Below are 25,963 nucleotides of genomic sequence, written 5' to 3'. Positions count from 1 at the left end.
AGACACATGAGGGAGTCCTCCGGACCATGGCCATCCACGAACTTTCAGCCCTGCTGTGGCGGGAGCGTGAACTCCTGGACGTTCTCACTTTCAAACTGGAAGAAGAGCAGCTGCTCCTCACCTCAGGCAAGTCGCGCTGGCTGGCGCACGGCACCAAAGAAGTGGAGCAGGTCCTCGCGCACCTCTCCAAGGCGAGCCTGGCGCGCACCATCGAGGCCGCCGTCGTCGCTGAGACGTGGGGCCTTCCTACCGACGCGACGCTAGGCGAACTCGCGGGGGCCGCCCCGGAGGGCGCCTGGTCCGAGGTCCTAACCGCACACCTGAACGCACTGACCCGCCAGACCGCCCTGATCAAGGAGCTGCGCGACTCCAACGAGCAGTACCTGCGCACCGCAGTCCGCTCCACCCAGGAGTCCCTGGCGGACCTGCGCCCCGCTGCGGCCGCCGGCATCTATGACGCCCAGGGCAGGACCGGGGACGCTGCCGGCTCCCGCTTCTTCGACCAGCAATTCTAAGGAAGCTACTCCATGAGCACCTTTGGCGCCCTGAATACCGCCTACCGGGGCCTGACCGCGGCCCAGCAGGGCATGAACGTCGCCGCCCAGAACATCGCCAACGCCGCCACCGAGGGCTACACCCGCCAGCGCGTGCAGCAGTCGGCGATTGCTGCACCTGCCCAAGGCCTGATGGGCTCCGGTCGCCCGGAATCCGGCAACGGCGTCTCCGTGGACGGCATCGCCCGCTTGGGCAGCGGCCTGCTGGACGCCGGCGTCCGCTCGTCCACGTCGCAGGCCGGGTATGCCAGCGCACGGTCCTCCGCACTGCAGGGGATTGAGGCCACCCTCCTGGAACCCGGCGACAACGGCATTTCCGCAGCATTGCACAACTTCTGGTCAGCCTGGCAGGGTGCGGCCAACCAGCCCGGGGAATCCGGTCCCGCAGGTCAGCTCCTGCAGGCCGGCACTGAGCTCAGCGCGAAGATCTCCTCCGGGTACAGCGCTTTGACGGCACAGTGGAGCAGTGTCCGTGGCCAGGCCCAGGACAGCGTTGACGCCGTGAATTCGGCCGCCGCCCAGGTGGCCGCCCTCAATGCGACCATCCGCACCACCACCGCTGCCGGCGGTTCGGCCAACGAACTCATCGACGCGCGGGCGAAGCTCACGGAAACTATCTCCCGGCTGGCCGGCGGCACCGTCCGGGAACAGGCTGATGGCACCGTGGACGTCCACGTCGGCGGCAACGCGCTCGTCATGGGCACGTCAGTGAGGGCCCTGGCCCTCTCCGGCACCGCAGCCGGGGATTCGCTCGGATCCACGGTCCAGCTCGAATGGGCTGACCGGCCGGGGCAGGCCGTACCGGTCAGCGACGGCGCAATCGCCGGCGCACTGTCCGTCCTGGCGCCCGCCAACGCCGGGGGCAGCGGCGGCGCGATCGCGGAGGCGGCGGCGTCGTACAACGCGTTTGCCGGGAAGCTCCGCGACGACGTCAACGCCCTCCACAATGGCGCTCAAACCTCCACCGGGGCCGTGGCCGACGATTTCTTCGGCGCCGCCGGCGCCAATCCGGCACTGACCCTGGCCGTGCTGCCTCGCAGTGTCGGGGAGATCGGCATCGGTGCCGGCGCCGGCAGACTGGACAACAGCATCGCTGACAAGATCTCCCAACTAGGCACGGGCACCGAATCCCCGGACAGCCTCTGGGCGAGCATCGTGACGGGGATCGGCGTCGAATCCCGCGGCGCCCAACAGCGCGAAGCCCTCGCATCCACGGCCGAGGCTTCGGCCCTGGCCAACCGTGCTTCGCAGGCCTCCGTGAGCCTGGACGAAGAGAACGTCAGCCTGCTCACCAACCAGCATGCCTACCAGGCCGCGGCCCGGGTCATGACGGCCGTGGATGAGGCGCTGGATGTTTTGATCAACCGCACCGGACTGGTAGGAAGGTAGACATGCTGAACCGGGTAACAAACCTGACCATGAGCACCTCGGCGCAGCGGACGCTACAGGCCCAGCAGGCCAAACTCGCCGGGCTGCAGGACAAGGCTTCCACGCTGGACAAGATCTCCCGGCCCTCGGACGATCCTGCAGCCACGGCCCAGGCCCTGCAGACCCGCTCTCGGATCGCCGCCGCCGCCCAGTATGGCAGGAACATCGACGACGGTGACCGCTGGCTGACCGCCGCGGATTCCGCCTTGGAACAGGCCACCAACGTTGTCCACAAGATGCAGGACCTTACCGTCCAGGCCGGCAATGGCACACTCAGCCAGGCCGGCCGGGACGCGATCGCCCTGGAGCTGGAGGGCCTGAACGCAGACCTGCTCTCCATTGCCAACAGGAAGCACCTGGGCCGCAACATCTTCGCCGGCAGCTCTGACGCCGCCAACGCGTTCACCGCCGGAGCGGCCGGCACTCCGACCACGTTCAATGGCGTTCCTAACAGCTCGGTGGAACGCCGCATCAGCGAAAACCAGACAGTCAGGGTAGATGCCGACGGCGCCGCGATTTTCGGTAACGGCCCAACCTCGATCTTCGACACGGTCAGCGGCATCGTCAACGGGCTGCGCAACAATCAGGACGTGACCGCACTTGCCGGGCAGCTTGAGGCGGGCGTCAAGAACGTCATCAACGGACGTTCGGACATCGGAACGCGCCAAGCGCAGCTGGAACGTGCCGCCAACGTCAACACAGAATTGGAGGCCACCTTGGATGCACAGAAGATGGGCATTGAGAAGGCAGATCTCGGCAGCGTGATCATGGACCTGAAGCTTCAGGAAACCAACTACCAGGTAGCCCTGGCCGCGACGGCGAAGGTCCTGCAGCCCACGCTGATGGACTTCCTGCGGTGAGCGCCCTCCTCAGCAGCACTCCCGTAACGTTCACCGCTCCGATGCCGGGCCTGGAAAACGTGCACGACTTTGCCCTGCGGAACATCGACAGCGCCCCTGGCCTGTTCGCGCTCGAATCCGGCTCCACGCCGGTGCGGCTGTTCCTTGCGGACGCCGCAGTGTTCGTTCCCGGCTACGCGCCGCCGCTTCCGGCCGCCGCAATGGAAGCCCTGGGACTCGGCGACGGCGATTCGCCCCGGGTGCTGGTGGTGGTCAACCACTCCCCCGCGTCCACCACGGTGAACCTGATGGCACCGATCGTGTTCAACCCCGCCACCGGGCGTTGCACCCAGCTCGTGCTAGACGGCACGGAATACCCGCTTCGGGCGGAGCTCGGCGCGCTGTAGCCGCTACCGCCGTCGGGCGCGCCTCAGGAGTTCTGGCGCGGCCTCACCCGCGCCAGCTCACCAGAAGTGCGCGACGTCGATGACCAGGCGGGAGCCCGAGCCGGGTCCGGCCAAGGTGAAGACCCGGAACGGCAGCCTCGCGCGGACGCCCAGTCCCAGGCTGGTGTACCCCTCGAAGCTTCCGGCCCACGCCACTTGCCGGAAGGTCTGGTACCCGCCCACGTTGCTCAGCTCGGCCTTGTTGGCCGGGTTGTAGGTGGATTTCCCGCCCGCGTCGTAGGCCGGCGCGTTGGCGGTGAGTTGGATGAAGGCCTGGCCCCGCAGCGGGATCGGCAAGCCGGAACCGTCCTGCACCACCTGGGGCACATACCGCACCGAGTAGCCGGCCGCCGGTCCGTTGAGATCGATGACAAGGCGGTCGAAGCAGTAGTGCTGGCCGGTCCGGACGTTGACCACCTTCGCCTGGCTCATCGCGGCGTCGGCCTTGGCCAGCGATCCCCAGACGAGTCCGCAATAGGGTGACGCCGCGGCCGGCCCGGGCGCCAGGAGTCCCAGCCCAGCCGCCATCAGCAAGGCCACAAACCAGACGGTGAGCCTGTTCGCTCGGGATCTTGTCACGATAGCCGCCCCCTCAAATCATCCGGACATCCACCTCACCCGGATACCTCAAGAGTAGAACCGCCCGTCTGGGTTGACGAGAGGTCGTTAGCCCCAACTAACTGGCAGCAGGGGTCGTTTTGAGGGTCGAAAACGGCACTTACTGCGAGTCAGTTGGGTTCGGCGTTGCCGGATACGGCAAAGCGCCGGGCCCTTGCGGGCGTCCGGCGCTTTGCTTTGGGTAAATCAAAATTCTCGAAACGAGCCCGGGGGTCCGGGCGGGAGGGCTTTAGCCTTCGCAGTCGCGGCAGTACTTCAGGCCGTTCTTTTCCTTGGCAACCTGGGACCGGTGGCGGACCAGGAAGCAGGAGGAACAGGTGAATTCGTCGGACTGCTCGGGAACAACAATGACGGTCAGTTCTTCGCCGGAGAGGTCGGCGCCGGGAAGGTCGATGCCTTCAGCGGTGTCGTTCTCGTCGACGTCGATAACAGCAGTCTGGGCACCGCCGCCACGGGATGCCTGAAGGGCCTCCAGCGATTCAGCGGGAGACTCTTCTTCTGTCTTGCGTGGGGCGTCGTAATCGGTAGCCATAGCGGGGTTCACTTTCGTTGCTGCACAGCGCCATTTCAGGCACCTCAGTGAAGCAGTTTAGGGCATCATCCTTGGAGATGAAGAATAGTGTGGTGAAAGCGACATTAAGCGTCGCCGGACAGGGTCACTTGGAGGCAATGATGGCTACGAAACTGAACAAACAAGCACTCTCACTCGCCCGACGCCTGGTCAAGGACGGGAAGGTCCAGCGCGACACCCGGGACGACTGGAGCGAGCACGCACCGTCAGCCGAGCAGGAGAACAAGTTCATCGAAAAGAACGGATTCGCCGAGTTCTCGCACTGGCATCTGGGGCTGGACACGGACGCCTCCGAGGGAACCAAGGGCAGCGTGACGTTTCCTTTCGGCGACTTCAAGAAAATCCACCGCTGCGCCGTCATTTCGCTAGAGAGCCGGGCCGCGCAACATGGTCACGACGACATTGCCGAGGCAGCCAGGAAGCTCCTCGAAGAGATCGACGCCGACTAGCGCCGGCTGCGTCCGGACTCAGGCCACCGGCCAGACGATGAGGGTCTTCCAGGCCGCAGGGTCCGGTTCCGTGGCGGGATCGCTGAGGTAGTACTCCCACATGGCGTCGCCCGGCGTCAGGCCCTCCGCCTGCATCCTGGCCATCACGGCACTGTAGGTCTCCGGCAGGGTGTCGTACGGCCCCACGTGCATCGCCTCGAGGGCCCTGCCTGCGGGAAGCACGCCCGCCGTCACGCCGGATTCCCCTCCCTGAGCTCCCCCGCCCGGGTACGGCGCCGCCAGCGGGAAGCCTGCTTCGACGTCGACGACGTCGGTGGGCATGCCGCGATAGAGCGCAAACGGCGGCCCGGCCAGCTGGACGTTTTGCTGCTGCACGGCCGTCATCACGGAACGGTAGGCGCGGTCGAAGAATTCGCGCAGCGCATTCATGGGCACGGTTTCCCGCAGCACCGCCGTCGGCTTTTCCTGCAGGTCGGTGGACTTGATGTCGGGGCTTGTTTCCGGATTCTTTTCACTCATAGGGCAAGACTCCGCCGCCGGACATGGAGGGTCAAGGGCCCAACGTCCCGGCGGCGCTCATCGCGTTCAGGCAGGAAACGCAGGGGGGGGGGCACCTCCCGGCGGGCCTTCTTCAGCTACTTCCCCACCAAGGAAGATGCCATCCGGGGCCTCCGGGGAGCCTGCCAGCTCTGAGCCAGCCGATATGCGAACTTCCCGTCCAGCGGACGGGGTTCCAGCCACACCTCGTAGCCCTCTGCAGCTTCGATCAGTACCCGGTCCTGGAATCCGTCGGCAGCGATCCAGAGGGCGGAGGAATCCGCCATGGCGGCATCGACCAGTCCTTCGCGGACCACCGCGCCTTCCCTGCGGACCTCCACGACGAGACCGACCAGGTCGTGCCAAGCGTGATGGCAATAGTAGGCCACGAACGCTCCCTTCCTCCGGCATTGCTGAGGACCGCCGCGGCTACCGCGCGATGATCACGTCCAGGTTGCGGGGGCCATGGACGCCTTCGACGCGTTCAAGTTCAATGTCGCTGGTGGCGCTCGGTCCGCTGATCATGGTGAGCGGCCGGGTGCCGTCGATCCGCCGCAGCGCCTCGGGGAGGATGCCGGCGATGTCGGCGGCGTTCACGACGCAGATGTGGTGGTCCGGGACGAGGCTGATGGCGCGGCGGCCCTGGTTGGGACTGCCGTCCAGGATGATCGTTCCCGTTTCGGCGACGGCGACGGCGCTGCCGGTCACGACGGCGTCGACGCCGTCCAGCTCGGCGACGGTCAGCGGCGCAGACACGGAATCCTCGCGGCGGCGGTCGCCGTCCGGGGCGGAGTGCGGGCCGGCGGTCCAGCCGGCGTCCAGCCCTGCCGGCACGACATAGCTGCGGGCGTCCGCGAGCAGCTCGGCGATCCGTTCGGGCACCTCGGCCGCATCCACTACGCAGACCCTGGCCTTGTAGTCGACCAAGCGGTCCACCAACAGATGGATCAGCGCATCCTGGTCCAGCTCGGATGTTGCGCGGTATTCCCGCGGAATCTGCGGTGCTACGGGTGCGTCCCGCAGCGCGGAGCGGATCCGGCCGAGGATATCTTCGCGTGCGCTCATGCTCCGTCTTCCTTGTCCTGGGCCTTGGCCTGGGCGTTGTTGTGGGCATCCGCGGGGGCGTTGCCCTGGGCCGGCGCGTTGGTGCCGCCGGATTCCGGGCCGTGGTGTTCCTTGGCCCACCAGTCGCGGAAGGATTTCTGCGGGGGCGCCGGAATGTCGCGGCTTTGGGTCCAGCCGGCGGCGATGCCGGGCAGCTTGGTGATCTTTTGATCCGGGCCGGCCGCCAGGCGGCCCAGGGGAAGGCCCTTTTCGAGCAGCCCGAGCCGCTTCCCGGAGGACAGCGCCCAGGATGCGGCCTTCATGCCGACGTCCATCTGGCTGGGCAGCTTCTTCTTTCCGCGCTTGCTGTCCACGTCGACGCTGCGCAGGTGCACCAGGATGTCCGGAATGTTGATTTTCACCGGGCAGGCGTCGTAGCAGGCCCCGCACAGTGAGGAGGCGTACGGCAGGGAGCTGTTTTCCTCCGATTCGATCCCGGTCAGCAGCGGGGAAAGGATGGCGCCGATCGGGCCGGGGTAGGTGGAGCCGTAGGCGTGGCCGCCGGTCCGCTCGTACACCGGGCAGACGTTCATGCAGGCGCTGCAGCGGATGCAGTGCAGCGCGGAGCGGCCCAGCTCGTCCGCGAGGGCGGCGCTGCGTCCGTTGTCGAGCAGCACCAGGTGCACGTTTTGCGGCCCGTCGCCCTCGGTGACGCCGGTCCACAGCGAGGTGTAGGGGTTCATCCGTTCCCCGGTGGAGGAGCGCGGGAGCAGCTGCATGAACACCTCGAGGTCCTGCCAGCTCGGCAGCAGTTTCTCCACGCCCATCACGGTGATCAGGGTCTCCGGCAGCGTCAGGCACATCCGGCCGTTGCCTTCGGATTCGACGACGGCCAGGGTGCCGGAATCGGCGAGCGCGAAGTTGGCCCCGGACACAGCCACCTTGGCCGTGAGGAACTTGCGGCGCAGGTGGGCGCGGGCCGCCATGGCCAGCACCGCGGGGTTATCGGTCAGCTCCGGGTCCGCGCCGGGCATTTCGCGCAGGAAGATGTCGCGGATTTCGGTGCGGTTCTTGTGGATGGCGGGGACCAGGATGTGGCTGGGCTTGTCGTGGTCCAGCTGCACGATCAGCTCGGCCAGGTCCGTTTCGAACGCCGTGATCCCCTGCTCTTCGAGGTATTCGTTGAGCCCGATTTCCTGGGTGGCCATGGACTTGACCTTGACCACTTCGGTTTCGCCGGTGTCCCGGATCAGTCCCGCGACGATTGCGTTAGCCTCGTCGGCGTCGCGCGCCCAGTGGATGACTCCGCCATGGGCGGTGAAGTTCTGCTCGAACTGTTCGAGGAGTTCGGGGAGCCTGGCCATCACGGATTCCTTGATGGCGGACCCGGCGTCGCGCAGCTGTTCCCAATCGGGCAGTTCAGAGACCACCTGGAGGCGCTTGTCTCGGATGGTGTGGGTGGCGTGGCCGAGGTTGGCGCGCAGCTGGGCGTTGCCCAGCTCGCGGTGCGCCGCCGTCGGGAACGATTCGGCGGCGTGCAGGTTGCCGGTGCCGAAGACGGGAAGGGAGGGCATGCCCAGGAAGGTGCTCATCGTGTTGCCTTTCCGGTGGAAACGCGTACGTCGCCGGTGACGGACGCCGGCGCTTCCGCGGTGCTGGCGAGGATTTCGGCCAGGTGCAGGGTGGTCACGTCGCTGCCCTGGCGGGACAGGCCGCCGCCGATGTGCATCAGGCAGGAGGCGTCCCCGCCCGTGCACAGCTCGGCACCGGTGGAGCGGACGTTGGCCGTCTTGTCCTCGAGCATGGCCGAGGACACGTCGGCGTTTTTCATCGAGAAGGTGCCGCCGAAGCCGCAGCACTGGTCCGCTTCCGGCAGCTCGGCCAGCTCGATTCCCTGGACGCTGCGCAGCAGCCGGGCCTGGCGGTCGCCGAGGCGGAGCAGGCGCATGCCGTGGCAGCTGGGGTGGTAGGTGACCCGGTGCGGGAAGTATGAGCCCAGCTGAGCGCCGGCGTCGGTCACGCCCAGCACGTCCACCAACAGCTCGGACAGCTCGTAGGTTCTGGCGCCGACGGCGGCGGCCCGGGCTTCCAGCGCGGTGTCGCCGCACGAGCGGGCCACCATCGGGTGCTGGTGCTTGACCGAGGCGACGCACGATCCGGACGGCGCGACGGCGACGTCGTAGTCCTCGGTGTCGAAGGCGCGCACATGGTTGGCGACGACCGGGACGGCTTCCTTGAGGTATCCGCTGTTGACGTGCATCTGCCCGCAGCAGGCCTGGCCGGACGGGAACACGACCTCGTGCCCCAGCCGCTCCAGGATGCTCACGGTGGCCTGCGCGGTGCGCGGATACATCGCATCCACGATGCAGGTGGCGAACAAAGCGATTCTCATGACAGCCTTTCGAGCAGCGCCGGACGTATGTGGTCTGACCATAGTAAAGCACGTGATGCCCGCCACTCCCAACGCAAACCGGGAAGTGAAGCCCCTCACACGTCGAATGAGATCTGCGCTACACTCTCATGGTCCGACCACAGTGGTCTGACCAAAGAACTCGTCGTCTCTCAACGCAGAGGAACTTCCGTGGACCACTTCACCCCCACCACCGACCCAGTGCTGAACAGCGTGGCCTGGTCGGCCATCGTCGGCCTACTGCCACTGCTCACCTTCTTCATCCTGCTGGCCGTGGTGAAGACCAAGGCCCACGTGGCCGGCGCCTTCGCCCTGCTGGTCGCCCTCGTGGTCGGCATCGCCGCCTTCCACATGCCGGCCGGCCTGGCGATCCTTTCGGCAACACAGGGCGGGGTCTTCGGCGCCTTCCCGGTGCTCTGGATCGTGGTGATGGCCGTCTGGCTTTACCAGGTGACCGTCCTCAGCGGCCGGTTCGAGGACCTGCGCCGCGTCTTTGACGTGATCGGCGGCGGCGACGTACGCCTGCAGGCCGTCCTGGTGGCCTTCTGCTTCGGCGGCCTGCTTGAGGCCCTCGCCGGCTTCGGCGCCCCGGTGGCCATCACGGCCACCATGCTGCTGGCCCTGGGGCTCCCGCCGCTGCGCGCAGCGGCCGCCGTGCTGGTGGCAAACACCGCACCGGTCGCGTTCGGCGCGATGGCCATCCCGATCACTACCGCCGCCGGACTGACCGGCCTGCACGCGACGGACATCGCCTCCATCGTGGGCCGCCAAGCTCCCCTGCTGGCCACCTTCGTGCCGCTGATCCTGCTCTTCATCATCGACGGCCGCCGCGGCCTGAAGGACTGCTGGCCCGCCGCGCTGGTGGTCGGCGGCTCCTTCGCCGTCGCCCAGTTCCTGTGCTCCAACTTCTTCTCCTACGAACTCACCGACATCCTGGCCTCGCTGGTCGGCCTCGGCGCCGCCGTCGTGTTCTTCCGGATGTGGAAGCCGAAGGGCAGCGCTGCCGCCCGCGAGCGCCTTGGCGTGGCCGCTGACGCTGTTGCCGGCGGCACCGCCGCACAGAGCCGCGGCTCGCGGGATGCCGGTAAGGCCGGCGTCGTGACCGCCGAAAAGGCCACCGACGGCGGCCTCACCCCGACGCGCACGTGGCTGGCCCTCTTTCCGTACTTCCTCGTGATCGTCGTTTTCGGCATCGCCAAGCTGTGGAAGCTCGGGGTCGACCTGCCCGCGTTCCTCGCCTCCACGGACATCAAGATCCCCTGGCCGATCCTGCACGACGCCCTGGTCAACGCCGAGGGCAAGCCCGTCTCCTCCACCGTGTACACCTTCCAGTGGCTGTCCAGCCCGGGCACGCTGCTGCTGATCACCGGGCTGCTGGTGGCGCTGGTGTACTCCAAGTACGACGACGGCGGCCGCTTCCGCCTCTCGGTCGGCGACGCGGTCCAGGAGATCGGACGGACCATCTTCAAGATGCGCTGGGCAGGGCTGACCATCATCACGGTGCTCGCCCTGGCGTACGTCATGAACAACTCCGGCCAGACGGTCTCGATCGGAACCTGGCTGGCCGGCACCGGCAGCTTCTTCGCCTTCCTGTCGCCCGTGCTCGGCTGGCTGGGCACCGCCGTGACCGGCTCGGACACCTCCGCCAACGCGCTGTTCGCCAAGCTGCAGCAGACCGCGGGCCTGAAGGCCGGCATCGATCCGAACCTGCTGGTGGCCGCCAACACCTCCGGCGGCGTCGTGGGCAAGCTGATCAGTCCGCAAAACCTCGCCATCGCGGCGACAGCCGTCAACCTTGACGGCCAGGAGTCGGTGATCCTGCGTAAGGTGGTCGGGTGGAGCGTGGCTCTCCTGCTGGTCCTGTGCACCCTTGCCTTCCTGCAGTCCACCCCCGTCCTGGGCTGGATGCTGCCTTAGCCGCCAGCCCCCACGCAATCAAGAGTGCGGGCCGCGCCACGGCCCGCACTCCCGCCCGGAAGGAAAAGCCCGTGACAGCCGCCGAAGCAGGAGCAGCCCCCCGCCGTCGTACCTATGACGCGCTCCTGCAGGACATCGAGGCCGATCTGCGCTCCGGCAAGATCAAGCTCGGCGACCGCCTCCCCGGCGAACGGACCCTGGCGGAAAGCTACGGAATCTCCCGGGCCTCGGTCCGCGAAGCCATCCGGATCCTGGACGCCATGGGCGTGCTGCGCAGCTCCGTCGGCTCCGGGCCCACCTCCGGGGCCATCGTCATCTCCGATCCGTCCGCGGGCCTGTCCTCCGCCCTGCGCCTGCATGTGGCCAGCAACCGGCTGCCCGTCGAGGACATCGTGCAGACCCGCATCCTGCTCGAGACCTGGTCGGCCCAGGCCGGGGCTGCCCGCGGCGGCACGGAGGAAGAGCTGGAGCGGGCCGCCGCGCTGCTGGACGCCATGGACAATCCCGGGATTGACCGGGCGACTTTCCACGAACTCGATGCCCGGTTCCATGTCGCGCTGAGCTCGCTCGCCGGGAACGCCGTCGTCGCCACGATGATGGAGTCCCTCAGCGGGTCCATCGTCGGCTACGTCAAGGGCGCCATGGACGCGATGGAGTCCTGGCCGGATGTCCTGTGCGAGCTGCGGAGCCAGCACCACGGCATCTTTGACGCCGTCCGGGCGCGCGACGGCGAGCTTGCGGCCCGCCTGCTGCGCGAACACATCGAGTGGTTCTACCTTCGGGCGCAGGAAGCCACCCCGCCGCAATCCCCTCCCACCCCGTAACACCTTGGAGCACCGCATGACCGCCACGGCCGCCGCCGCACCCCTGATCGACCAGCTGGACCTCGACACGGTCAGCACAAGGGACCTGGACCGTCGGGCCATGGCGCACGACGCGTCCCACTACCTGCTGATACCCCAGGGCGTCGCCACCCCGCGCAACGCCGACGACGTCGGGCTGCTGCTGCGCCGCAGCCGCGAGCTCAGGCTGCCCGCCACTTTCCGTTCCGGCGGCACGAGCCTCTCCGGCCAGGCGCTCAGCGACAGCCTGCTCATCAACACCCGCCAGCATTTCCGCGGCATCGAGGTCCTCGACGGCGGCGCCCGCGTCCGCGTTCAGCCCGGCGCCACCATCCGCAGCGTCAACGCCCGTCTGGCCGCGTTCGGCCGCAAACTCGGCCCCGACCCGGCCAGCGAAATCGCCTGCACCGTGGGCGGCGTGATCGCGAACAATTCTTCCGGGATGGCCTGCGGCACGGAGTTCAACACCTACCGCACCCTGGAATCCATGATCCTGGTGCTGCCCTCGGGCACGGTCATCAATACCGCCGACGCCGACGCGGACGCGCGCCTGCGGGAACTGGAACCGGACCTCCACGAGGGCCTGCTGCGGCTGCGCCGCCGGGTGGCCGAAAACGCGGAGTCTGTGCGGACCATCACCGCCCTGTTCTCGATGAAGAACACGATGGGCTACGGGGTGAACTCGTTCCTGGACTACGAACGCGCCGTCGACATCCTGATGCACCTCATGATCGGCAGCGAAGGCACCCTCGGCTTCGTGGCGGAAGCGGTCTTCCGCACCGTCGCGGTCAAGCCCGCCGTCGCCACCGGGCTGCTGGTCTTCAGCACGCTCGGCGCAGCCACGGCCGCCCTGCCCGAGCTGGTGGCCTCCGGCCTGGCAACCATCGAACTGATGGACGCCGCCGCGCTGAAGGTCGCGCAGCTCGCTGCCGACGCGCCCGCGGCCATCCGTTCGCTCCCGGTCGAGGGACACACCGCACTGCTGGTGGAACACCAGGGCGCCGACGCCGCGGAGCTGACCGACAAGCGGCAAAACTCGCAGCCGCTCTTCGCGTCCCTGGACCTGGCTTCGCCGTTCGCGCTGACCACGGACCCGAAAGAGCGCGCGGCACTCTGGCACGTGCGCAAGGGCCTCTACACGACGGTGGCCGGCGCCCGCCCCTCCGGTACCAATGCGCTGCTGGAAGACATCGTGGTTCCGGTTCCGGCCTTGGCGGACACCTGCGGCGAACTGACCCGGCTCTTCGCCGAACACCGGTACGAGGACTCCGTGATCTTCGGCCACGCGAAGGACGGAAACGTCCACTTCATGCTCAACGAGCGCTTCGACGACCCCGCCCAGCTGCTCCGCTACCAGGCCTTTACCGACGACATGGTGGACCTGGTCCTGGGCGCCGGCGGCTCGCTCAAGGCCGAGCACGGCACCGGGCGCATCATGGCCCCGTTCGTCCGCCGCCAATACGGGGACGAGCTCTATGAAGTCATGCAGGAGATCAAACGGCTGATCGACCCCGCCAATCTCCTCAACCCGGGCGTGCTGCTCGCGGAAGAGCCGCTGTCCTACGTTCAAAACCTCAAGGTGGCGCCGACCGTGGAGGAAGAGGTGGACCGCTGCGTCGAGTGCGGCTACTGCGAACCGGTCTGCCCGAGCAAAGACATCACCCTCACGCCCCGCCAGCGCATCGTGCTGCGGCGCGAGATGGCCGCCGCGGAACAGCGCGGCGACGACGCTCTGGCCGCCCGGCTGCGCAAGGACTACGAGTACGACGGCGTGCAGACCTGCGCGGCCGACGGCATGTGCGTCACCGCCTGCCCGGTGCTGATCAACACCGGGGACCTGGTGCGGCGGCTGCGGAAGGAAAACGCTAACGCCCTCGCGGAGGCCGGCTGGAGCGCCGCCGCGGACCACTGGGGCGCGGTCACGTCCGGCGGCGGCCTGGCCCTGACCGTGGCGAAGGCGATGCCAGCGCCGCTGGCCAAGGCAGCGACCGCCGTCGGCCGGGCGTTGCTGGGCGCGGAGACCGTTCCCGCCTACGACGCAGTGCTGCCCGGCGGCGGCTCCAAGCGCCGGCCGCGGCGGGACCCGGACAGCGTCGCCGTGTTCTTCCCCGCCTGCATCGGCACCATGTTCGGCCCCGCGGACACGCCCGGTGACGCTGCGGGCGGTGGTGCTGCGGGCGGCCCCGCGAAAGGCTCGGCCCAAGCGTTCTTGGACCTCTGCGAGCGCGCCGGCGTGGGGCTGACCGTCCCGGACGACATCGGCAGCCTGTGCTGCGGCACCCCGTGGAAATCCAAGGGCTTCTCGCAGGGCTACGCGGCAATGTCCGCCAAGGTCCTGGACGGCCTGTACGAGGCCAGCGGCCAGGGCCGGCTGCCGGTGGTGTGCGACGCCGCCTCCTGCACGGAAGGCTTGGACACCATGAAACGGCTCGCGGCCGAGGGCGGGGAACGGTACGCCGGGCTGCGGTTCGTGGACTCGGTGGAATTCGTGCACCAGCACGTGCTCGGGCAGCTGACCGTCACCGCGCCGGTGAGATCCATGGCTCTGCACCCCACCTGTTCTTCCACCCAACTGGGCACCAATAGCGCGCTGATGGACATCGCCCGGGCCGTGACCGGGGACGTGTTTGTGCCGTTGAACTGGGGCTGCTGCGCCTTCGCCGGCGACCGCGGCCTGCTGCACCCGGAACTGACCGACTCCGCCACGGACAAGCAGGCCCGCGAAATCAACGAACGCGAATTCGACGCCTACGCCTCAACGAACCGCACCTGCGAACTGGGCATGTCCAAGGCCACCGGCCACTCCTACCGGCACCTGCTGGAAATCCTGGAAGAGGCCACCCGGCCGGAGGGGTGAGGGGTCTGGCACAGCCGGCTTGGATGTCGGGGATTAGTCATAAGCTGGTCGCGCACACTTCAGTACGACAAATGGGGGAACCATGAACTCGATTATCCGCAACCTCGGTGCAGCGCTTTCGGCACTCGTGATCGTCGCCGGTACGGTCGCCTGCGGCGCGAACAGCTCCGGCCCGGCATACGCACCGCCTGCCGGATCCTCGGCCGCGGCCCCGGCGGCCGAAGTCGTCCAGCACAAGCCCGCGGAGGTGAAGAAGGTTCTCGACGCGTTCCTGCAGAGCGTTTCCAACGAGTCGGATGCCTACATGAAGGCTGCCATGGCTGGCGGTTCCACAAATGACACCCCCGAGGAGAAGGCGGCGAAGTTCAAGAGCGGGTTCCCTGAGTCTTACAAATACCTGGACCTGGACGACAAGAAGGCGGCCGGCCTGATCGGTATCTTCGCACTCGTCGCCATGCTGACCCCCGATACGGAGATGAGCGCCAACGAGTCAGGCATCGCCCTCGACGGCGAGACCGCAACAATCAGGGGAAGTGACATCAAGATCAAGGGCATTGAGAAGTCCGGGCAGGGCGGAAGCGGCGGCAAGCTCGGGAAAATCACCCTGACATTCCAAGAATCGACTTGGAAGATCACTGATCTGGAAATCCAGCAATAACCCCTCGTCGACCCGGGCCAGCCTCCGGATCCACACCCAACCGGCGCCCGGAACGCGGGCGGCTTGCCATCCGGCGGACAGTCCGTAGACTCGGCGCATGTCTGGTCTTGGGGGAACGAAGGCAGTCCGCTCCGCTGCGGCATTCACCATCAGCCTGCTGCTGGCCGCAGGCCTGGGCGCCTGCACTTACGAAGATCCGGGCGATCCGCAGCGTTCCGCTGGTGAAAGCCGCCGGCCGGCGCCCACCATTGCTGCGAAGGATCCCGATGTCCTGGCGGTGGAGGCGCGCAACTACGCCGAGCTGCACCAGCGCCTAGTGAAGGCACCCGGGACTGCACTCCTGGCCGACTCCGGCCCGGCGGACGGTCCGGGTGTGGGTTTCAGCAAGGCTGCGGCCGTCCTGGCGGCCGGTCAGCATACTGTCACCATGGCCTGCGTCGGCATTCCGCATGCCCAGATCTACCTCTCCCAGGACACGGAAAGCGGAACCGAGCATACGGTGTTCGAGGTCGACTGCTCCGGGTCGCAGACCCAGGCCGTCCAGTTGCGGAAAGGTTACGTCAGCGCCAAGCTGACGCGCCTCCACCCCGGTGGCCCCTGGACCGGGGCGGTCGCCGGGATCAGGATCACCACCGGATAGGCCGCCCTAAGGGCCCGTTTCGACGATTCCCTAGCCTGACACACAGGGTAGAGGCATCGAGTGGGCAGGGAAACGTCGAAAAGGCACCCCTTGGTGCGAGTTCCTCTGCTCGACAACTTGTGGCTGGGCCGTCCCCTGGACGTCGCGTCCTTGGCAGACTGGACCCGCGAAAAGGGAAACGTACTGGTCGTCAACGGCACCCGCAAAGTCGGCAGTACCCTGACCGTGCACCACAAGCTCGGCGGCGGAATGCGCGAATACGCCGACACCTTCCAGTGGAAGCGCGACGGCAAGCCGATCTCCGGCGCAACCGGAAAAAAGTACAAGCTCCGACCCGCGGACCGGGGGCATAAGATCACGGTGACCGGGACGGACGCGAAACCGACCGGGTTCGGCGGAATGTTCCGGTACATCCCCTATTCCCAGACAGCCCTGGTTACCACAAGGCTCTGAGGCGGCCCTGCTCTCGGGCGTGGTTTAGCGGTCGTGGGTGGCGACCCAGGCGTCCAGGGAGTCGTGCACGGGTGCGTCCATGGCCAGGTCGGCCGGGTTGTTGAAGCCGAGGCGTTCCCCGATGCGCATCATCTGGTTGGCGAACCCTTCCCGTTCCATGGTGATGAGGGCCCCTGCGCAGTGCTTCGAGTCCGGGGTGACTTCCCCGGTCCCGCCCTCCGCCTCGTAGGAGATCGTCTTGTAGCAGTGGAAGGACGCGTCCGCGTGCAGGGAATCGGCGATCTCCCGGCCGCGGTCGCGGTCCAGGAACGGGGTCCGGTCGGACCGGAACGGGCAGCCACCGCAAGGGCGCTTCAAGGCGAACGGGCGGAAAGGGGCGTCGGCTGTCATGGACCCCATGTGTGCGGAGGACCGCGGAGCCGTCATCGGCGGGGCAAAAGCGGGACAAAACTCCCGGTTCGCAGTTAGAGTCTGCACTGGGGGAAACATTCGCCGGCCGGGTCCCGGTCACGGCCCATCCCCCGCGTCTTTCGAACTAGGTGGGGGAATTGAACAACAGAGGACTTCTGCGCCGGTCTGTTGCGGCCATGGCCGCGGTACTGGCGGTCACCGCGGGGCTGCTGACACCGGCCGGACCGGCCCTGGCCACGGAGGCCACGCAAGCCGGGGCCATCGCCAACGAATCCACCGCGGAGCCTGCGATCGAGCTGGAACCCGAGCACGGGCGCGGGAACACCGTCACCATCACGATGACCAACGGCATAGGCCTGACCGCCCGGCTGAACATCACGATCGACGGCAAGGACAGCGTCTGGACCGCGCCGGCACCGGCGACGACCGCCAAGTACACGATCGTGGCCTCGTACGGCGCCACAGTCACGGGTATCGTCCGGCTCCAGGCCGTGGCCCTGAAAAGTGGGACCGAAGTCGCCTGGGGCGGCAACTGGACGGTGTGGGGACAGCCCGCTCCCCCGCCGGCCCCGCCCGCGGCGCCGGTAGCCCAGACGATCTACGTTTCTGACAACTGGGATTCCGGGTCAGCAGCCAAGACCCTGATCTTCAGCGGCTGGGACACCGGCCGCTCCGGATCGACCATCGCCCTGCAGCGCAAGGACGCCGGCGGATGGAAGACAGTCTGGACGTCGCCGCAGCTGGCCTCAACCCAGCCGGAGGCGCGATTCACCGCCTACACCTTCAAGTCTGAAGGTTCCGCGTCCTTCCGGGCGCTGCTGATCAATGCGGGCAAGACACTCGCCACATCTTCCCCGCTGACGCTCTCGTACCGGCGGCAGCCGACCTATGTTGTCGCTCTCCCCGGCGGCAGCCTGGGGAAGCCGTTCAGCACGGCCAACGGGCGGGTGGCCGCCCGGACGCAGTGGTCCCAGGCGTACGCCCTCAACTACGACCTGACGAACCGGTCCGGGCACCTGCAAGAATACCGCGGCGGTAAGTGGGTCAACCTGCAGACGCTCACCTTCACCAAGGCGAACAAATACACTGCCGTTGCAAAGACCCCGCTAACGGTCGGAACGGTGACGCGCAAATATCGAGTCACTGTCGACACCACGGCCCGGCAAAAGTCCTGGACCTCCCCCACCTCCACGATTGAGCACGTGGACCCGGCCCGGTACACCGGCTACAAGAAAGCCTCCTACGACTACATGAAGCGCTACTGCCCGAACCAGGTCATCACCTTGATCCCGGGCACCTGGAGCTATGCCTGGAGCCCGAGCCGCCAGATCCAGATAGCCACCGGCCTTCCCGACCAGACGTCGCTCAAGTTCGTCTCGCTGCACGAGTGCGCGCACATCCTCTCCTACAAGGTGTACGCCGACAACTACTCCCAGCTGGCCAACCGGATGAACGCCATCTACGGGACACGGACCGCCCCCGGCGTCGAGCAGCTGGCCGACTGCATGGCCTCGGCGATGGGCGGGGACCTCCGCCGCAGCGGCTACCGGACGACGAACTGCACCGGGGCCCGTGCGGACGCGGCCCGGAAGATCCTCGCCGGCAAGAAACCATAGATGGGCGGCATCGAATCAGTGAAGGAGAACGCCGACGTCGTCGACCTCACCGAGGAGATCTGACCGAAACCCGTCTGGCACAGAGCAGCCCGGCCGCCCATTGGTGGGTGGCCGGGCTATTCTGTCGGTTCAGTGGCTAAGAGGCCGAAGCGGCGTCTCCCTCCGGCACAAGCTCCCATTCGCCGGGTCGTGGATGAGCCGCCGGACGAGGCCGTACTCCCCGGATGCCTTCAGAACGGGAAGCTCCTCCAGGCGCCAGGTGCGTCGCCAAGGGGCAGCGCAGTTGCGTAGCGGACGCCAGATCAGACGGGATCGGTGAAGCGTCCCAAGCCCACGTAAATCTTGTTTTCCCCATTGACGCTGCTCACGGTAACGGAGAGGACGTTGTAGCTAGGGTCGTAGAGCTGAGGGAAGCCCCGGTCCAACAGCTGGGAGACCACGCTCGCGGCACTCCCGGCGCTACTGCCTTCGACGCCAGTGGTCGTCGACGAACGCATCCTGGTCGGCCATTCCATCGGGTCGATGCTGGATCCGCCGGCAGCAACGTACGTGTTGAAGGCGGGGACGCTCGGGAGCGCTGAAAGCCCTTTCTTCAGCCGCAGGGCGTTGAGCCTGCTGAAAACATCAGCAGCTGTCAGAGGACTCGGCTTGACCGTCGATACGGGTACAGGGACGGGAGCAGGCCCAGGAGCAGCGATGCGCGCGAAAGAGACGAAAACATACTTTTCGCCTTTGGTGGTACGGGTGACAACAGAGAGGGTGTTGTAGTCAGGGTCGTAAAGGTCTGCGCGAAGCCATGACTGGTCCAGCAGCAGGTCGACCACGATCTTAGCAATGCCGACGTAACTACCCCCGACTGCGCCGCCCGTTGACAGTCGATCCGCGCCGGTCGGCCACGGCACGTTGCGTACGCCAGAGGCCTCGGCGGTGAGGAAGGCCTCGAAGGCGGGACTGGCCTTGAACGCAGGGAGCCCCTTGTTCACGCGAAGGGCATTGAGCCTGTTGAACACGTCGGCGTCTACGCTCTTGACAGGGGCTGGTTTGACCACCCCAATCACCAGATTCTGGGCCTTGGAAACGGTCTTGGCTACCGTCTTGCCGTTCTGCTTGTAGGTGTAGCGGATCGTCGTCGTCACCCGGTACGAGCCCGGCAGGACGTTTACGCTTGTCGCGCTCGGGGTAATGACCTTCCCGGCGGCCGTGCGGACGGCCAGGCGCGTGCTGACCAGGGTGGCGCCCTTGCCGATCTTGTAGGAGGGCCGAAGCAGGCGCTTCGTGGTCTTGTTCGCAGCCGTTGAGTTGGGCAGGACATTGATTGTCACGACCGGGGCAACAGACGACTTCACGGTAGATGCGCTGGCAGTCACCGGGACGGCAACGGCCGGTGACATCCCGGCCAACGAAATGCAGGCTGCTATGCCTGTTGCCATCAAGGATTTCAGTCGGCCGCGTTTCATTACTCCCCCAATGTCGATCAAATAAGTGGAGCCTAGCAGCCCATTGGAGCTACTTGTGATGCGATGTGCTTCCCGTGGCGGAAGCTCGGGTCATTAGGGGGCGCCGAGTGCTGTTCACGCCCTTCCGAGTGCGGCAAATGCGCCGGAGGGCAAACGGCCCCCGACGGGCAACCTCCGGGGCCTTCTGGGGGTTAGTAGTCGATGGCCTTCTGCTGGCTGCCGGCTTTGAGGGCCGCGAGCCGCGCCTCGATCTCTGTCTGTTCCCCAAGATCCTCCAGGGAGGCGAACTGGGCGTCCAGGGAGGACGCGGCCAGTTCCTGCTGCCCGCGGACTTTGGCTTCGTCGCGGCGAATGCGTTCTTCGAAGCGGCCCAGCGCGGATGTCGGGTCGGCCGCGTTGAGTCCGCGGAGGGCTTCGTTCACTTGGGACTGCGCGGCCGCGGTCCGTGAGCGGGCGATCAGTTCGTTGCGTTTGGCGGCGAGCTCGCGGAGCTTGCCCTGCATCTGGGTCAGACCCGACTTGAGCTGCTCGACAATGGCGTTCTGGGAGGCGATGCCCGGCTCCATCGCCTTCGCGGACGTCTCGGCGGCCATCTGCCGCTGGATCGCGACCTTGGCCAGGTTGTCGAACTTCTCCGCGTCGGCGGCGTTGCCCGTGGCCCGGTACTCGTCGGCCTTGCGCGACGCGGCCAAGGCTTTGCCGCCCCAGTGCTGCGTGTCTGCGACCGCCTTGCGGTAATCGTCCTCGGCCAGGCGGAGGTTACCGATCGTCTGGGCGACAGCCGCTTCGGCTTCGCGGATGTTCTCAGAGTAGTCCCGGACCATCTGGTCGAGCATCTTCTGCGGATCCTCGGCCTGGTCGAGGAGGGCGTTGATGTTGGCCTTCGCAAGCTGGGCTATCCGGCCGAAGATGTTTTGCTTCACGGTGTTCTTTCTGTCGTGCGGGTCGGAAAACGGCGGCCCGGGCGGGTGGTTGCATCGAGGAGCCGGTTCCAGGGCTCATTGCCATTCTGCCGTTGCTCCGGCGTGGACTCCAGTTCTGCGTGGGGCGGTAACTGGGCGCTCAAGCGAGAGTCGCCTGGCGTGCTGGCCGACGGGTGGCGTCCCTGCGCCTTCAAGCCAGGATGTAAACCTGTTGTGCCGAGATCCTATGCACAAGAAACCCCTCCATCCCGGGCAAAATCACCGGAACGGAAGGGTTCGTGGGGCCCCCTGTCGGATTCGAACCGACGACCCCCGCTTTACAAGAGCGGTGCTCTGGCCAACTGAGCTAAGGAGGCAATCCGCCGTCGTCGTCTCCCCGCAAAAGGGCCGGACGCTAACCGCTAGATAAGGGTAGCCCACGCACGCCCGCCGGTAAAAAATGCCGGCACGTGGCCGGCAAAAAAGCAGCCCGGCCCGGGGAACTCCGGGGCCGGGCTGCTTCCGCGTGCCAGCGGTTGTTACTTCTTGGCGTCCACCGCGGCCTGCAGGAACTGCTCGAACGGGGTCTGGGCGCTGGCGCCCTTGCCCCACTGCTTGCCCTCGACGAAGACGGTCGGAGTCCCCGTGACACCGATCGCCGCCGCCTCCTGGGTGGTGTACTTCACGTACGGGCGATACGTCTTGTCATCCACGCACTTGTCGATGCTCTTGGCCCCGACGTCGGTTGCCATCGTCTTGAGCTCCGCGTCGGAGAGGCCCGCGCCGCCCTCGGCCGGCTGTTTGGCGAACAGCGCGTCAACGAAGTCCGAGTACTTCTCCGGCGATTCGTTCACGACGCAGGCCGCGGCGTTGGCGGCCCGGGAGGAGTAGTTGGTGCTGGAGCGGCTGTCCAGGAAGCCCAGCGGACGGTACTCGACCGTAATCTTGCCCTCGTTGCGCAGCTTGGTCAGGGTCGGGTTGTACTGAGCCTCAAAGTTCTTGCAGACCGGGCAGATGAAGTCGATGTACAGGACCACCTTGACCGGCTTGCCCGCCTCGGCCTCGGCGCCCGGCGCCTTGATGTCGGCGGGGGGCGTCGCAGCGGGCGAGGGAATGTCCGCGACATTGACGGTGGCCGGGTCCGTCTTCGCCACTGCGGTGTTGGCCAGCAGGGTGACACCGCCGTGGACGTTGCCGTTCGCCGGCGTCGGGCCGGAGTCGGCCACCGGGGCGTTGTTCTTGATGTTCGAGGTGACCACCAGGGCCACAATCACGATGATGGCGACGACGGCGGCCACGATGCCCCAGCCGATGAGCAGCTTGTTGCGTTTTTCCTTCTTCAGCTGCGCTTCGCGGATCTCACGGGCTTTCTCGCGGGCCGCGGCGGTGCGCTCCGCTTTGGACTGACGGGGTTCGTTTGCGGCGCTCATTAGTTCCTCGTGTCGATCGGCCTGGGATGGTCCACTGGGTGGCAACTTCATCATTTTAGGGGAGAAACCCGGGAGCTTGCGCTTTCAAGTTTCCTTCCGTGTGCCCAACGGACGAATAGCACAGAAGATTCCGCCCGGCTAGGGTGGATAGGAGCCACAAGCGACCCCAGGGGGCACCAATGCAAGCAACCGAGCGCGCCGAGAAGAGCGTTGAGCAGAGCGCCGAGCAGGAACCTGCACGGACAGCCGAAGGTGGGCAACACACCAAGCCCGCCGAAAAGCAGCCGGAGGCGTCGGAGCCAGGCGCCACCTTCGATTTCATGGTGGTGTCCAACCGCATGCCGGTCGACCGGTGCTCCCCGGATGAGCCCGGCTGCGAGGACGGCTGGCGCCGGTCCCCCGGCGGCCTGGTGACCGCGCTGGCGCCGATGATGACCAAGACCGACGGCGCGTGGGTGGGCTGGCACGGCGCCCCCGATGAGCACCTCGAGCCGTTCAGCCACGGCGGCATCGACCTCATCCCGGTCCAGCTCAGCACGCGGGACATCGAGCTCTTCTATGAGGGCTTCTCCAACGCCACGCTTTGGCCGCTCTACCACGACGTGATCGCACCTCCCGAGTTCCACCGCGCCTGGTGGGACTCATACCGCAAGGTCAACAAGCGGTTCGCCGACGCCGTCGTCCGCCACGCCGCCAAGGGCGCCACTGTGTGGGTGCAGGACTACCAGCTGCAGCTGGTCCCCAAGATGCTCCGCGAGGCGCGCCCGGACCTTAAGATCGGCTTCTTCAACCACATCCCCTTCCCGCCGCCGGAGATCTTCGCGCAGCTGCCGTGGCGGCGCGCAATCATTGACGGACTCCTGGGCGCGGACCTGGTGGGCTTCCAGCGCAGCAGCGACGCCGGAAACTTCATGCGCTCCGCCCGCCGCTTCCTCGGGGCCAGCGTCAAACAGCAGCAGGTCCACGTCAAGGGCGCCGACGGCGAAACCACGCACATTGCCCGCGCCCAGGCCTTCCCGATCTCCATCGATGTCAAGCAGATCAGCGAACTGGCGCGGAAGCCGGAGATCATCGAGCGCGCCAAGCAGATCCGGCGCGACCTCGGCAACCCCAAGACCATCCTGCTGGGCGTCGACCGGCTGGACTACACCAAGGGCATCCGTCACCGGCTCAAGGCCTACGAGGAGCTCCTGCAGGACGGAAAGGTCACGGTGGAGGACGCCTCCCTGATCCAGGTGGCCAGCCCCAGCCGCGAGCGCGTGGAACAGTACCGGCTGCTGCGCGAGGAAGTCGAAGGCACCGTCGGCCACATCAACGGCACCTACGACACGATGCAGAACACCGCCGTCCGCTACCTGCACCACAGCTACCCGATCGAGGAGATGGTGGCCCTCTACCTGGCCGCCGACGTCATGCTCGTCACCGCCCTGCGCGACGGCATGAACCTGGTCGCCAAGGAATACGTCACGGCCCGCACGAACAACGACGGCGCCCTGGTGCTCAGCGAATTCGCGGGAGCCGCGGACCAGCTCAAGCAGGCGCTCCTGATGAACCCGCACGACATCGACGGCCTCAAGGACACCATCATGCGCGCGGTCAACATGCAGCCCGCCGAGGCCGCGCGCCGGATGCGCGCGATGCGCAAGCAGATCCTGGACCATGACGTCGACCTCTGGTCCGCCGACTTCCTTAGCGCGCTCCAGGAAAAGGTGGTCCGTGATGACTCCTGAGCCCGACGCCGCCCGGAGCGTGCTCTCGCTCTCCCCCGAACTGCTGGAGGCCGTGCACCGCGTGGCGGGCACGGAACAGCTGTTGGTGGCCATGGACTTCGACGGCACCATGGCCCCGCTGGTGGACCATGCGGCGGACTCCCGGGCGCTGCCGCGCTCGGCCGCCGCCTTCGCCGCCCTCGCGGAGCTCCCGCGGACGACGACGGCGCTCATCTCCGGCCGGGCCCTGGCCAGCCTGCGGGAGGTCGCCTCGCCGCCGGAGAAGACCCTGCTGATCGGCAGCCACGGCGCGGAAGTCTGGATGGGCCCCGGCTCCACCGAACTCCAGCTCGACGACGCGCAGCGGGAACTGCTCGCCGACGTCCGGCGGATCCTTGCCGAGATCGTGGACGTAGCGCCCGGCACCCTGCTCGAAGACAAGCCCGCCGGCGTCGTGCTGCATACCCGGCTGGCCGCCGATGATGTCGCCGAGGATGCCGTGGCGGCCGCCAAGGCCGCCCTCCAGGACCGCGCGGGGGTCTTCCTCAAGACCGGCAACCGGGTGCTGGAAACCGCCGTCGTGCACGCCTCCAAGGGCGAGGGGATCTCGTTTCTCCGCCAGGCCACCGGGGCAACCGCGGTGGTCTTCGCCGGCGATGACACCACGGATGAAGATGCCCTGGGCAGCCTCATCCGCGGGGACCTGGGCGTCAAGGTGGGACTGGACTTCACCCAGGCCGAGTTTCGGGTGGAGGCGCCTGTGCATGTCTCCGAACTGCTGGAGGCGCTGCTGCGCGAACGGACGAAAGCCGTCGGCGCCTAAGCGGGCTGGGCGCCGCGATCGGGCCGGAGTTAGGAAGCTCACCTGTGACATCCGTAACTTTTTAGCCCGCTGACCAAAAATCTGACATACTCTGTATGTGATGTGGCGCACAACTACCGTGCGGCGTCATTGGATGCTCCTCGGCCTCGGCCGGGGAGCATGCGCATCCACCTCCGGATGCCGCAACTGAATACAAAGAACCATTCACTACGGATCGTCCGGCACGTACCTGCCGGTGAAGGGATTGATAACTGTGGCTACAGTTACTTTTGACAACGCTACGCGTCTGTACCCGGGCACAGAGAAGCCCGCTGTTGACAAGCTCAACATTGAAATCGCCGACGGCGAGTTCCTGGTCCTCGTTGGACCCTCCGGCTGCGGAAAGTCCACCTCGCTGCGCATGCTCGCAGGCCTCGAAGACGTGAACTCCGGCCGGATCCTGATCGGTGACCGCGACGTCACCGACGTTCCGCCGAAGGACCGCGACATCGCCATGGTCTTCCAGAACTACGCCCTGTACCCGCACATGACGGTCGCGGACAACATGGGCTTCGCACTCAAGATTGCCGGCGTCAGCAAGGAAGAACGCGCCGAGCGTGTCCGCGAAGCCGCCAAGCTCCTGGACCTCGAGCCGTACCTGGACCGCAAGCCGAAGGCCCTCTCCGGCGGCCAGCGCCAGCGCGTCGCCATGGGCCGAGCCATCGTGCGTAACCCGCAGGTGTTCCTGATGGACGAGCCGCTGTCCAACCTGGATGCCAAGCTCCGCGTGCAGACCCGCACCCAGATCGCGTCGCTGACCCGCCGCCTGGGCGTCACCACCGTCTACGTCACCCACGACCAGGTCGAGGCCATGACCATGGGCGACCGCGTCGCCGTCCTGAAGGACGGCCTGTTGATGCAGGTGGACACCCCGCGCAACCTCTACGACAAGCCGAAGAACGTCTTCGTCGCCGGCTTCATCGGCTCCCCGGCCATGAACCTGCTCGAACTTCCCGTTGTCGACGGCGGCGTGCAGTTTGGCGGCACCGTCTACCCGGTCCCGCACGACGTCCTCGAAGAGGCCAGCGGCAAGACCGTCACGCTCGGCTCCCGTCCGGAAGACCTCGAGCAGGTTGCGCAGGGCGAGGGACTGCAGGTCGAGGTCGACGTCGTCGAAGAACTCGGCGCCGATGCCTACGTCTACGGCCACACCACGCTGGACGGCAAGGACCACGACATCGTGGCCCGCGTCGACGGCCGCCGTCCCCCGATGAAGGGCGAGACCGTCTGGGTCCGTCCGCAGTCGGGCCACGTGCACCTGTTCGACACCAAGACCGGCCTGCGCCTCGGCGACTAGTCCCCACCCACCGGGT

The 25,963-nt window shown here is 67.0% G+C and carries 26 protein-coding genes and 1 tRNA gene; 15 read left to right on the top strand and 12 right to left on the bottom strand.

What is annotated here, in order from left to right; all coding sequences use genetic code 11:
- The first annotated feature begins 26 nt into the window (after window positions 1-26).
- Genes HNO80_RS06205 through fliW form a run of 4 tightly spaced genes read left to right on the top strand, consistent with a single transcriptional unit; the run spans window position 27 to window position 3,228 of the window.
- Complete coding sequence (locus HNO80_RS06205; RefSeq protein WP_175321971.1) at window positions 27-515, top strand: flagellar protein FlgN; 489 nt, start codon at window positions 27-29, stop codon at window positions 513-515.
- Window positions 516-527: 12 nt separating this feature from the next.
- Complete coding sequence (gene flgK / locus HNO80_RS06200; protein ID WP_175321970.1) at window positions 528-1,943, top strand: flagellar hook-associated protein FlgK; 1,416 nt, start codon at window positions 528-530, stop codon at window positions 1,941-1,943.
- Between the two features lie 2 nt (window positions 1,944-1,945).
- Window positions 1,946-2,842 carry a flagellar hook-associated protein FlgL gene (gene flgL / locus HNO80_RS06195; protein WP_175321969.1) on the top strand — a complete coding sequence of 299 codons (897 nt, stop codon included), beginning with the start codon at window positions 1,946-1,948 and terminating at the stop codon, window positions 2,840-2,842.
- Window positions 2,839-3,228, top strand: a complete 390-nt coding sequence (gene fliW / locus HNO80_RS06190) for a flagellar assembly protein FliW (RefSeq protein WP_349627244.1) — start codon at window positions 2,839-2,841, stop codon at window positions 3,226-3,228. The genes flgL and fliW overlap by 4 nt, the downstream gene beginning before the upstream one ends.
- A 57-nt stretch (window positions 3,229-3,285) precedes the next feature.
- Here the strand turns inward: fliW and HNO80_RS06185 are convergent, their stop codons facing one another.
- Window positions 3,286-3,795 (bottom strand): AMIN-like domain-containing (lipo)protein, encoded by a 510-nt coding sequence (locus HNO80_RS06185; RefSeq protein WP_175322102.1) that lies wholly within the window; start codon window positions 3,793-3,795, stop codon window positions 3,286-3,288.
- Between the two features lie 319 nt (window positions 3,796-4,114).
- Window positions 4,115-4,417 carry a DUF4193 domain-containing protein gene (locus tag HNO80_RS06180; RefSeq protein WP_056741192.1) on the bottom strand — a complete coding sequence of 101 codons (303 nt, stop codon included), beginning with the start codon at window positions 4,415-4,417 and terminating at the stop codon, window positions 4,115-4,117.
- A gap of 140 nt (window positions 4,418-4,557) precedes the next feature.
- Between HNO80_RS06180 and HNO80_RS06175 the strand changes: the two genes are divergently transcribed.
- The gene (locus HNO80_RS06175) at window positions 4,558-4,905 is read left to right on the top strand and encodes a hypothetical protein (protein WP_175321968.1); all 348 of its coding nucleotides are present in this window, start codon (window positions 4,558-4,560) and stop codon (window positions 4,903-4,905) included.
- An 18-nt stretch (window positions 4,906-4,923) separates the two neighbouring features.
- Here the strand turns inward: HNO80_RS06175 and HNO80_RS06170 are convergent, their stop codons facing one another.
- The 5 genes from HNO80_RS06170 to HNO80_RS06150 form a co-directional block, all read right to left on the bottom strand.
- Window positions 4,924-5,424, bottom strand: a complete 501-nt coding sequence (locus HNO80_RS06170) for a GyrI-like domain-containing protein (RefSeq protein ID WP_175321967.1) — start codon at window positions 5,422-5,424, stop codon at window positions 4,924-4,926.
- A gap of 116 nt (window positions 5,425-5,540) precedes the next feature.
- The gene (locus HNO80_RS06165) at window positions 5,541-5,831 is read right to left on the bottom strand and encodes a hypothetical protein (RefSeq protein ID WP_175321966.1); all 291 of its coding nucleotides are present in this window, start codon (window positions 5,829-5,831) and stop codon (window positions 5,541-5,543) included.
- A 40-nt stretch (window positions 5,832-5,871) separates the two neighbouring features.
- The gene (locus HNO80_RS06160) at window positions 5,872-6,507 is read right to left on the bottom strand and encodes a LutC/YkgG family protein (protein WP_175321965.1); all 636 of its coding nucleotides are present in this window, start codon (window positions 6,505-6,507) and stop codon (window positions 5,872-5,874) included.
- Window positions 6,504-8,078, bottom strand: a complete 1,575-nt coding sequence (locus tag HNO80_RS06155) for a LutB/LldF family L-lactate oxidation iron-sulfur protein (RefSeq protein WP_249777194.1) — start codon at window positions 8,076-8,078, stop codon at window positions 6,504-6,506. Before HNO80_RS06155 ends, HNO80_RS06160 begins: the two co-directional genes overlap by 4 nt.
- A complete protein-coding gene (locus HNO80_RS06150) occupies window positions 8,075-8,878 on the bottom strand; it encodes a (Fe-S)-binding protein (RefSeq protein ID WP_175321964.1) in 804 nt (267 codons plus the stop codon). Before HNO80_RS06150 ends, HNO80_RS06155 begins: the two co-directional genes overlap by 4 nt.
- A gap of 189 nt (window positions 8,879-9,067) precedes the next feature.
- Between HNO80_RS06150 and HNO80_RS06145 the strand changes: the two genes are divergently transcribed.
- From HNO80_RS06145 to HNO80_RS06120, 6 genes are all read left to right on the top strand, one after another.
- Window positions 9,068-10,813, top strand: a complete 1,746-nt coding sequence (locus HNO80_RS06145) for an L-lactate permease (RefSeq protein WP_175321963.1) — start codon at window positions 9,068-9,070, stop codon at window positions 10,811-10,813.
- 71 nt (window positions 10,814-10,884) lie between these two features.
- Complete coding sequence (locus tag HNO80_RS06140; RefSeq protein ID WP_175321962.1) at window positions 10,885-11,637, top strand: FadR/GntR family transcriptional regulator; 753 nt, start codon at window positions 10,885-10,887, stop codon at window positions 11,635-11,637.
- 16 nt (window positions 11,638-11,653) lie between these two features.
- Window positions 11,654-14,512, top strand: coding sequence for an FAD-binding and (Fe-S)-binding domain-containing protein (locus HNO80_RS06135; protein ID WP_175321961.1), 2,859 nt, complete (start codon window positions 11,654-11,656; stop codon window positions 14,510-14,512).
- Window positions 14,513-14,594: 82 nt separating this feature from the next.
- Window positions 14,595-15,170 (top strand): hypothetical protein, encoded by a 576-nt coding sequence (locus HNO80_RS06130; RefSeq protein WP_175321960.1) that lies wholly within the window; start codon window positions 14,595-14,597, stop codon window positions 15,168-15,170.
- 97 nt (window positions 15,171-15,267) lie between these two features.
- Window positions 15,268-15,810 carry a hypothetical protein gene (locus HNO80_RS06125; RefSeq protein WP_249777193.1) on the top strand — a complete coding sequence of 181 codons (543 nt, stop codon included), beginning with the start codon at window positions 15,268-15,270 and terminating at the stop codon, window positions 15,808-15,810.
- 93 nt (window positions 15,811-15,903) lie between these two features.
- A complete protein-coding gene (locus tag HNO80_RS06120) occupies window positions 15,904-16,263 on the top strand; it encodes a hypothetical protein (RefSeq protein ID WP_175321959.1) in 360 nt (119 codons plus the stop codon).
- Between the two features lie 24 nt (window positions 16,264-16,287).
- On the opposite strand, the gene HNO80_RS06115 is transcribed toward HNO80_RS06120, so the two are convergent.
- Window positions 16,288-16,653 (bottom strand): hypothetical protein, encoded by a 366-nt coding sequence (locus tag HNO80_RS06115; protein WP_175321958.1) that lies wholly within the window; start codon window positions 16,651-16,653, stop codon window positions 16,288-16,290.
- A gap of 158 nt (window positions 16,654-16,811) precedes the next feature.
- On the opposite strand from HNO80_RS06115, the gene HNO80_RS06110 reads away from it, so the two are divergent.
- On the top strand, window positions 16,812-18,290 hold the full coding sequence (locus HNO80_RS06110) for a hypothetical protein (RefSeq protein ID WP_217500664.1): 1,479 nt from the start codon (window positions 16,812-16,814) through the stop codon (window positions 18,288-18,290).
- 302 nt (window positions 18,291-18,592) lie between these two features.
- On the opposite strand, the gene HNO80_RS06105 is transcribed toward HNO80_RS06110, so the two are convergent.
- The 4 genes from HNO80_RS06105 to HNO80_RS06090 form a co-directional block, all read right to left on the bottom strand.
- A complete protein-coding gene (locus tag HNO80_RS06105) occupies window positions 18,593-19,636 on the bottom strand; it encodes a hypothetical protein (protein ID WP_217500663.1) in 1,044 nt (347 codons plus the stop codon).
- A 302-nt stretch (window positions 19,637-19,938) separates the two neighbouring features.
- Window positions 19,939-20,670 (bottom strand): PspA/IM30 family protein, encoded by a 732-nt coding sequence (locus HNO80_RS06100; protein ID WP_175321955.1) that lies wholly within the window; start codon window positions 20,668-20,670, stop codon window positions 19,939-19,941.
- 279 nt (window positions 20,671-20,949) lie between these two features.
- Window positions 20,950-21,026 (bottom strand) — tRNA-Thr (locus HNO80_RS06095).
- A 162-nt stretch (window positions 21,027-21,188) separates the two neighbouring features.
- Window positions 21,189-22,079 (bottom strand): DsbA family protein, encoded by an 891-nt coding sequence (locus HNO80_RS06090; protein WP_175321954.1) that lies wholly within the window; start codon window positions 22,077-22,079, stop codon window positions 21,189-21,191.
- A gap of 179 nt (window positions 22,080-22,258) precedes the next feature.
- Between HNO80_RS06090 and HNO80_RS06085 the strand changes: the two genes are divergently transcribed.
- The 3 genes from HNO80_RS06085 to HNO80_RS06075 all read left to right on the top strand — a co-directional run bounded on the left by HNO80_RS06085 (window position 22,259) and on the right by HNO80_RS06075 (window position 25,947).
- Window positions 22,259-23,809 (top strand): trehalose-6-phosphate synthase, encoded by a 1,551-nt coding sequence (locus tag HNO80_RS06085; protein WP_175321953.1) that lies wholly within the window; start codon window positions 22,259-22,261, stop codon window positions 23,807-23,809.
- Window positions 23,799-24,611, top strand: a complete 813-nt coding sequence (gene otsB, locus HNO80_RS06080; RefSeq protein ID WP_175321952.1) for a trehalose-phosphatase — start codon at window positions 23,799-23,801, stop codon at window positions 24,609-24,611. Before HNO80_RS06085 ends, otsB begins: the two co-directional genes overlap by 11 nt.
- A 253-nt stretch (window positions 24,612-24,864) precedes the next feature.
- Window positions 24,865-25,947, top strand: coding sequence for an ABC transporter ATP-binding protein (locus HNO80_RS06075; protein ID WP_175321951.1), 1,083 nt, complete (start codon window positions 24,865-24,867; stop codon window positions 25,945-25,947).
- Window positions 25,948-25,963 lie beyond the last annotated feature (16 nt).

The sequence above is a fragment of the Arthrobacter sp. C9C5 genome, assembly GCF_013359735.1.
Taxonomy (GTDB): Bacteria; Actinomycetota; Actinomycetes; order Actinomycetales; family Micrococcaceae; genus Arthrobacter.
Note: the sequence above shows the minus strand (reverse complement) of the source record. Positions and strands in the feature narration are given on the sequence as shown.

Coding starts and splice junctions, on each gene's coding strand:
- HNO80_RS06155 (WP_249777194.1), bottom strand. CDS start 8,078: ATGAGCACCTTCCTGGGCATGCCCTCCCTTCCCGTCTTCGGCACCGGC.
- HNO80_RS06085 (WP_175321953.1), top strand. CDS start 22,259: ATGCAAGCAACCGAGCGCGCCGAGAAGAGCGTTGAGCAGAGCGCCGAG.
- HNO80_RS06175 (WP_175321968.1), top strand. CDS start 4,558: ATGGCTACGAAACTGAACAAACAAGCACTCTCACTCGCCCGACGCCTG.
- otsB (WP_175321952.1), top strand. CDS start 23,799: ATGACTCCTGAGCCCGACGCCGCCCGGAGCGTGCTCTCGCTCTCCCCC.
- HNO80_RS06150 (WP_175321964.1), bottom strand. CDS start 8,878: ATGAGAATCGCTTTGTTCGCCACCTGCATCGTGGATGCGATGTATCCG.
- HNO80_RS06130 (WP_175321960.1), top strand. CDS start 14,595: ATGAACTCGATTATCCGCAACCTCGGTGCAGCGCTTTCGGCACTCGTG.
- flgL (WP_175321969.1), top strand. CDS start 1,946: ATGCTGAACCGGGTAACAAACCTGACCATGAGCACCTCGGCGCAGCGG.
- HNO80_RS06205 (WP_175321971.1), top strand. CDS start 27: ATGGCCATCCACGAACTTTCAGCCCTGCTGTGGCGGGAGCGTGAACTC.
- HNO80_RS06135 (WP_175321961.1), top strand. CDS start 11,654: ATGACCGCCACGGCCGCCGCCGCACCCCTGATCGACCAGCTGGACCTC.
- HNO80_RS06115 (WP_175321958.1), bottom strand. CDS start 16,653: ATGACAGCCGACGCCCCTTTCCGCCCGTTCGCCTTGAAGCGCCCTTGC.
- flgK (WP_175321970.1), top strand. CDS start 528: ATGAGCACCTTTGGCGCCCTGAATACCGCCTACCGGGGCCTGACCGCG.
- HNO80_RS06160 (WP_175321965.1), bottom strand. CDS start 6,507: ATGAGCGCACGCGAAGATATCCTCGGCCGGATCCGCTCCGCGCTGCGG.
- HNO80_RS06090 (WP_175321954.1), bottom strand. CDS start 22,079: ATGAGCGCCGCAAACGAACCCCGTCAGTCCAAAGCGGAGCGCACCGCC.
- HNO80_RS06185 (WP_175322102.1), bottom strand. CDS start 3,795: ATGGCGGCTGGGCTGGGACTCCTGGCGCCCGGGCCGGCCGCGGCGTCA.
- HNO80_RS06125 (WP_249777193.1), top strand. CDS start 15,268: ATGTCTGGTCTTGGGGGAACGAAGGCAGTCCGCTCCGCTGCGGCATTC.
- HNO80_RS06170 (WP_175321967.1), bottom strand. CDS start 5,424: ATGAGTGAAAAGAATCCGGAAACAAGCCCCGACATCAAGTCCACCGAC.
- HNO80_RS06180 (WP_056741192.1), bottom strand. CDS start 4,417: ATGGCTACCGATTACGACGCCCCACGCAAGACAGAAGAAGAGTCTCCC.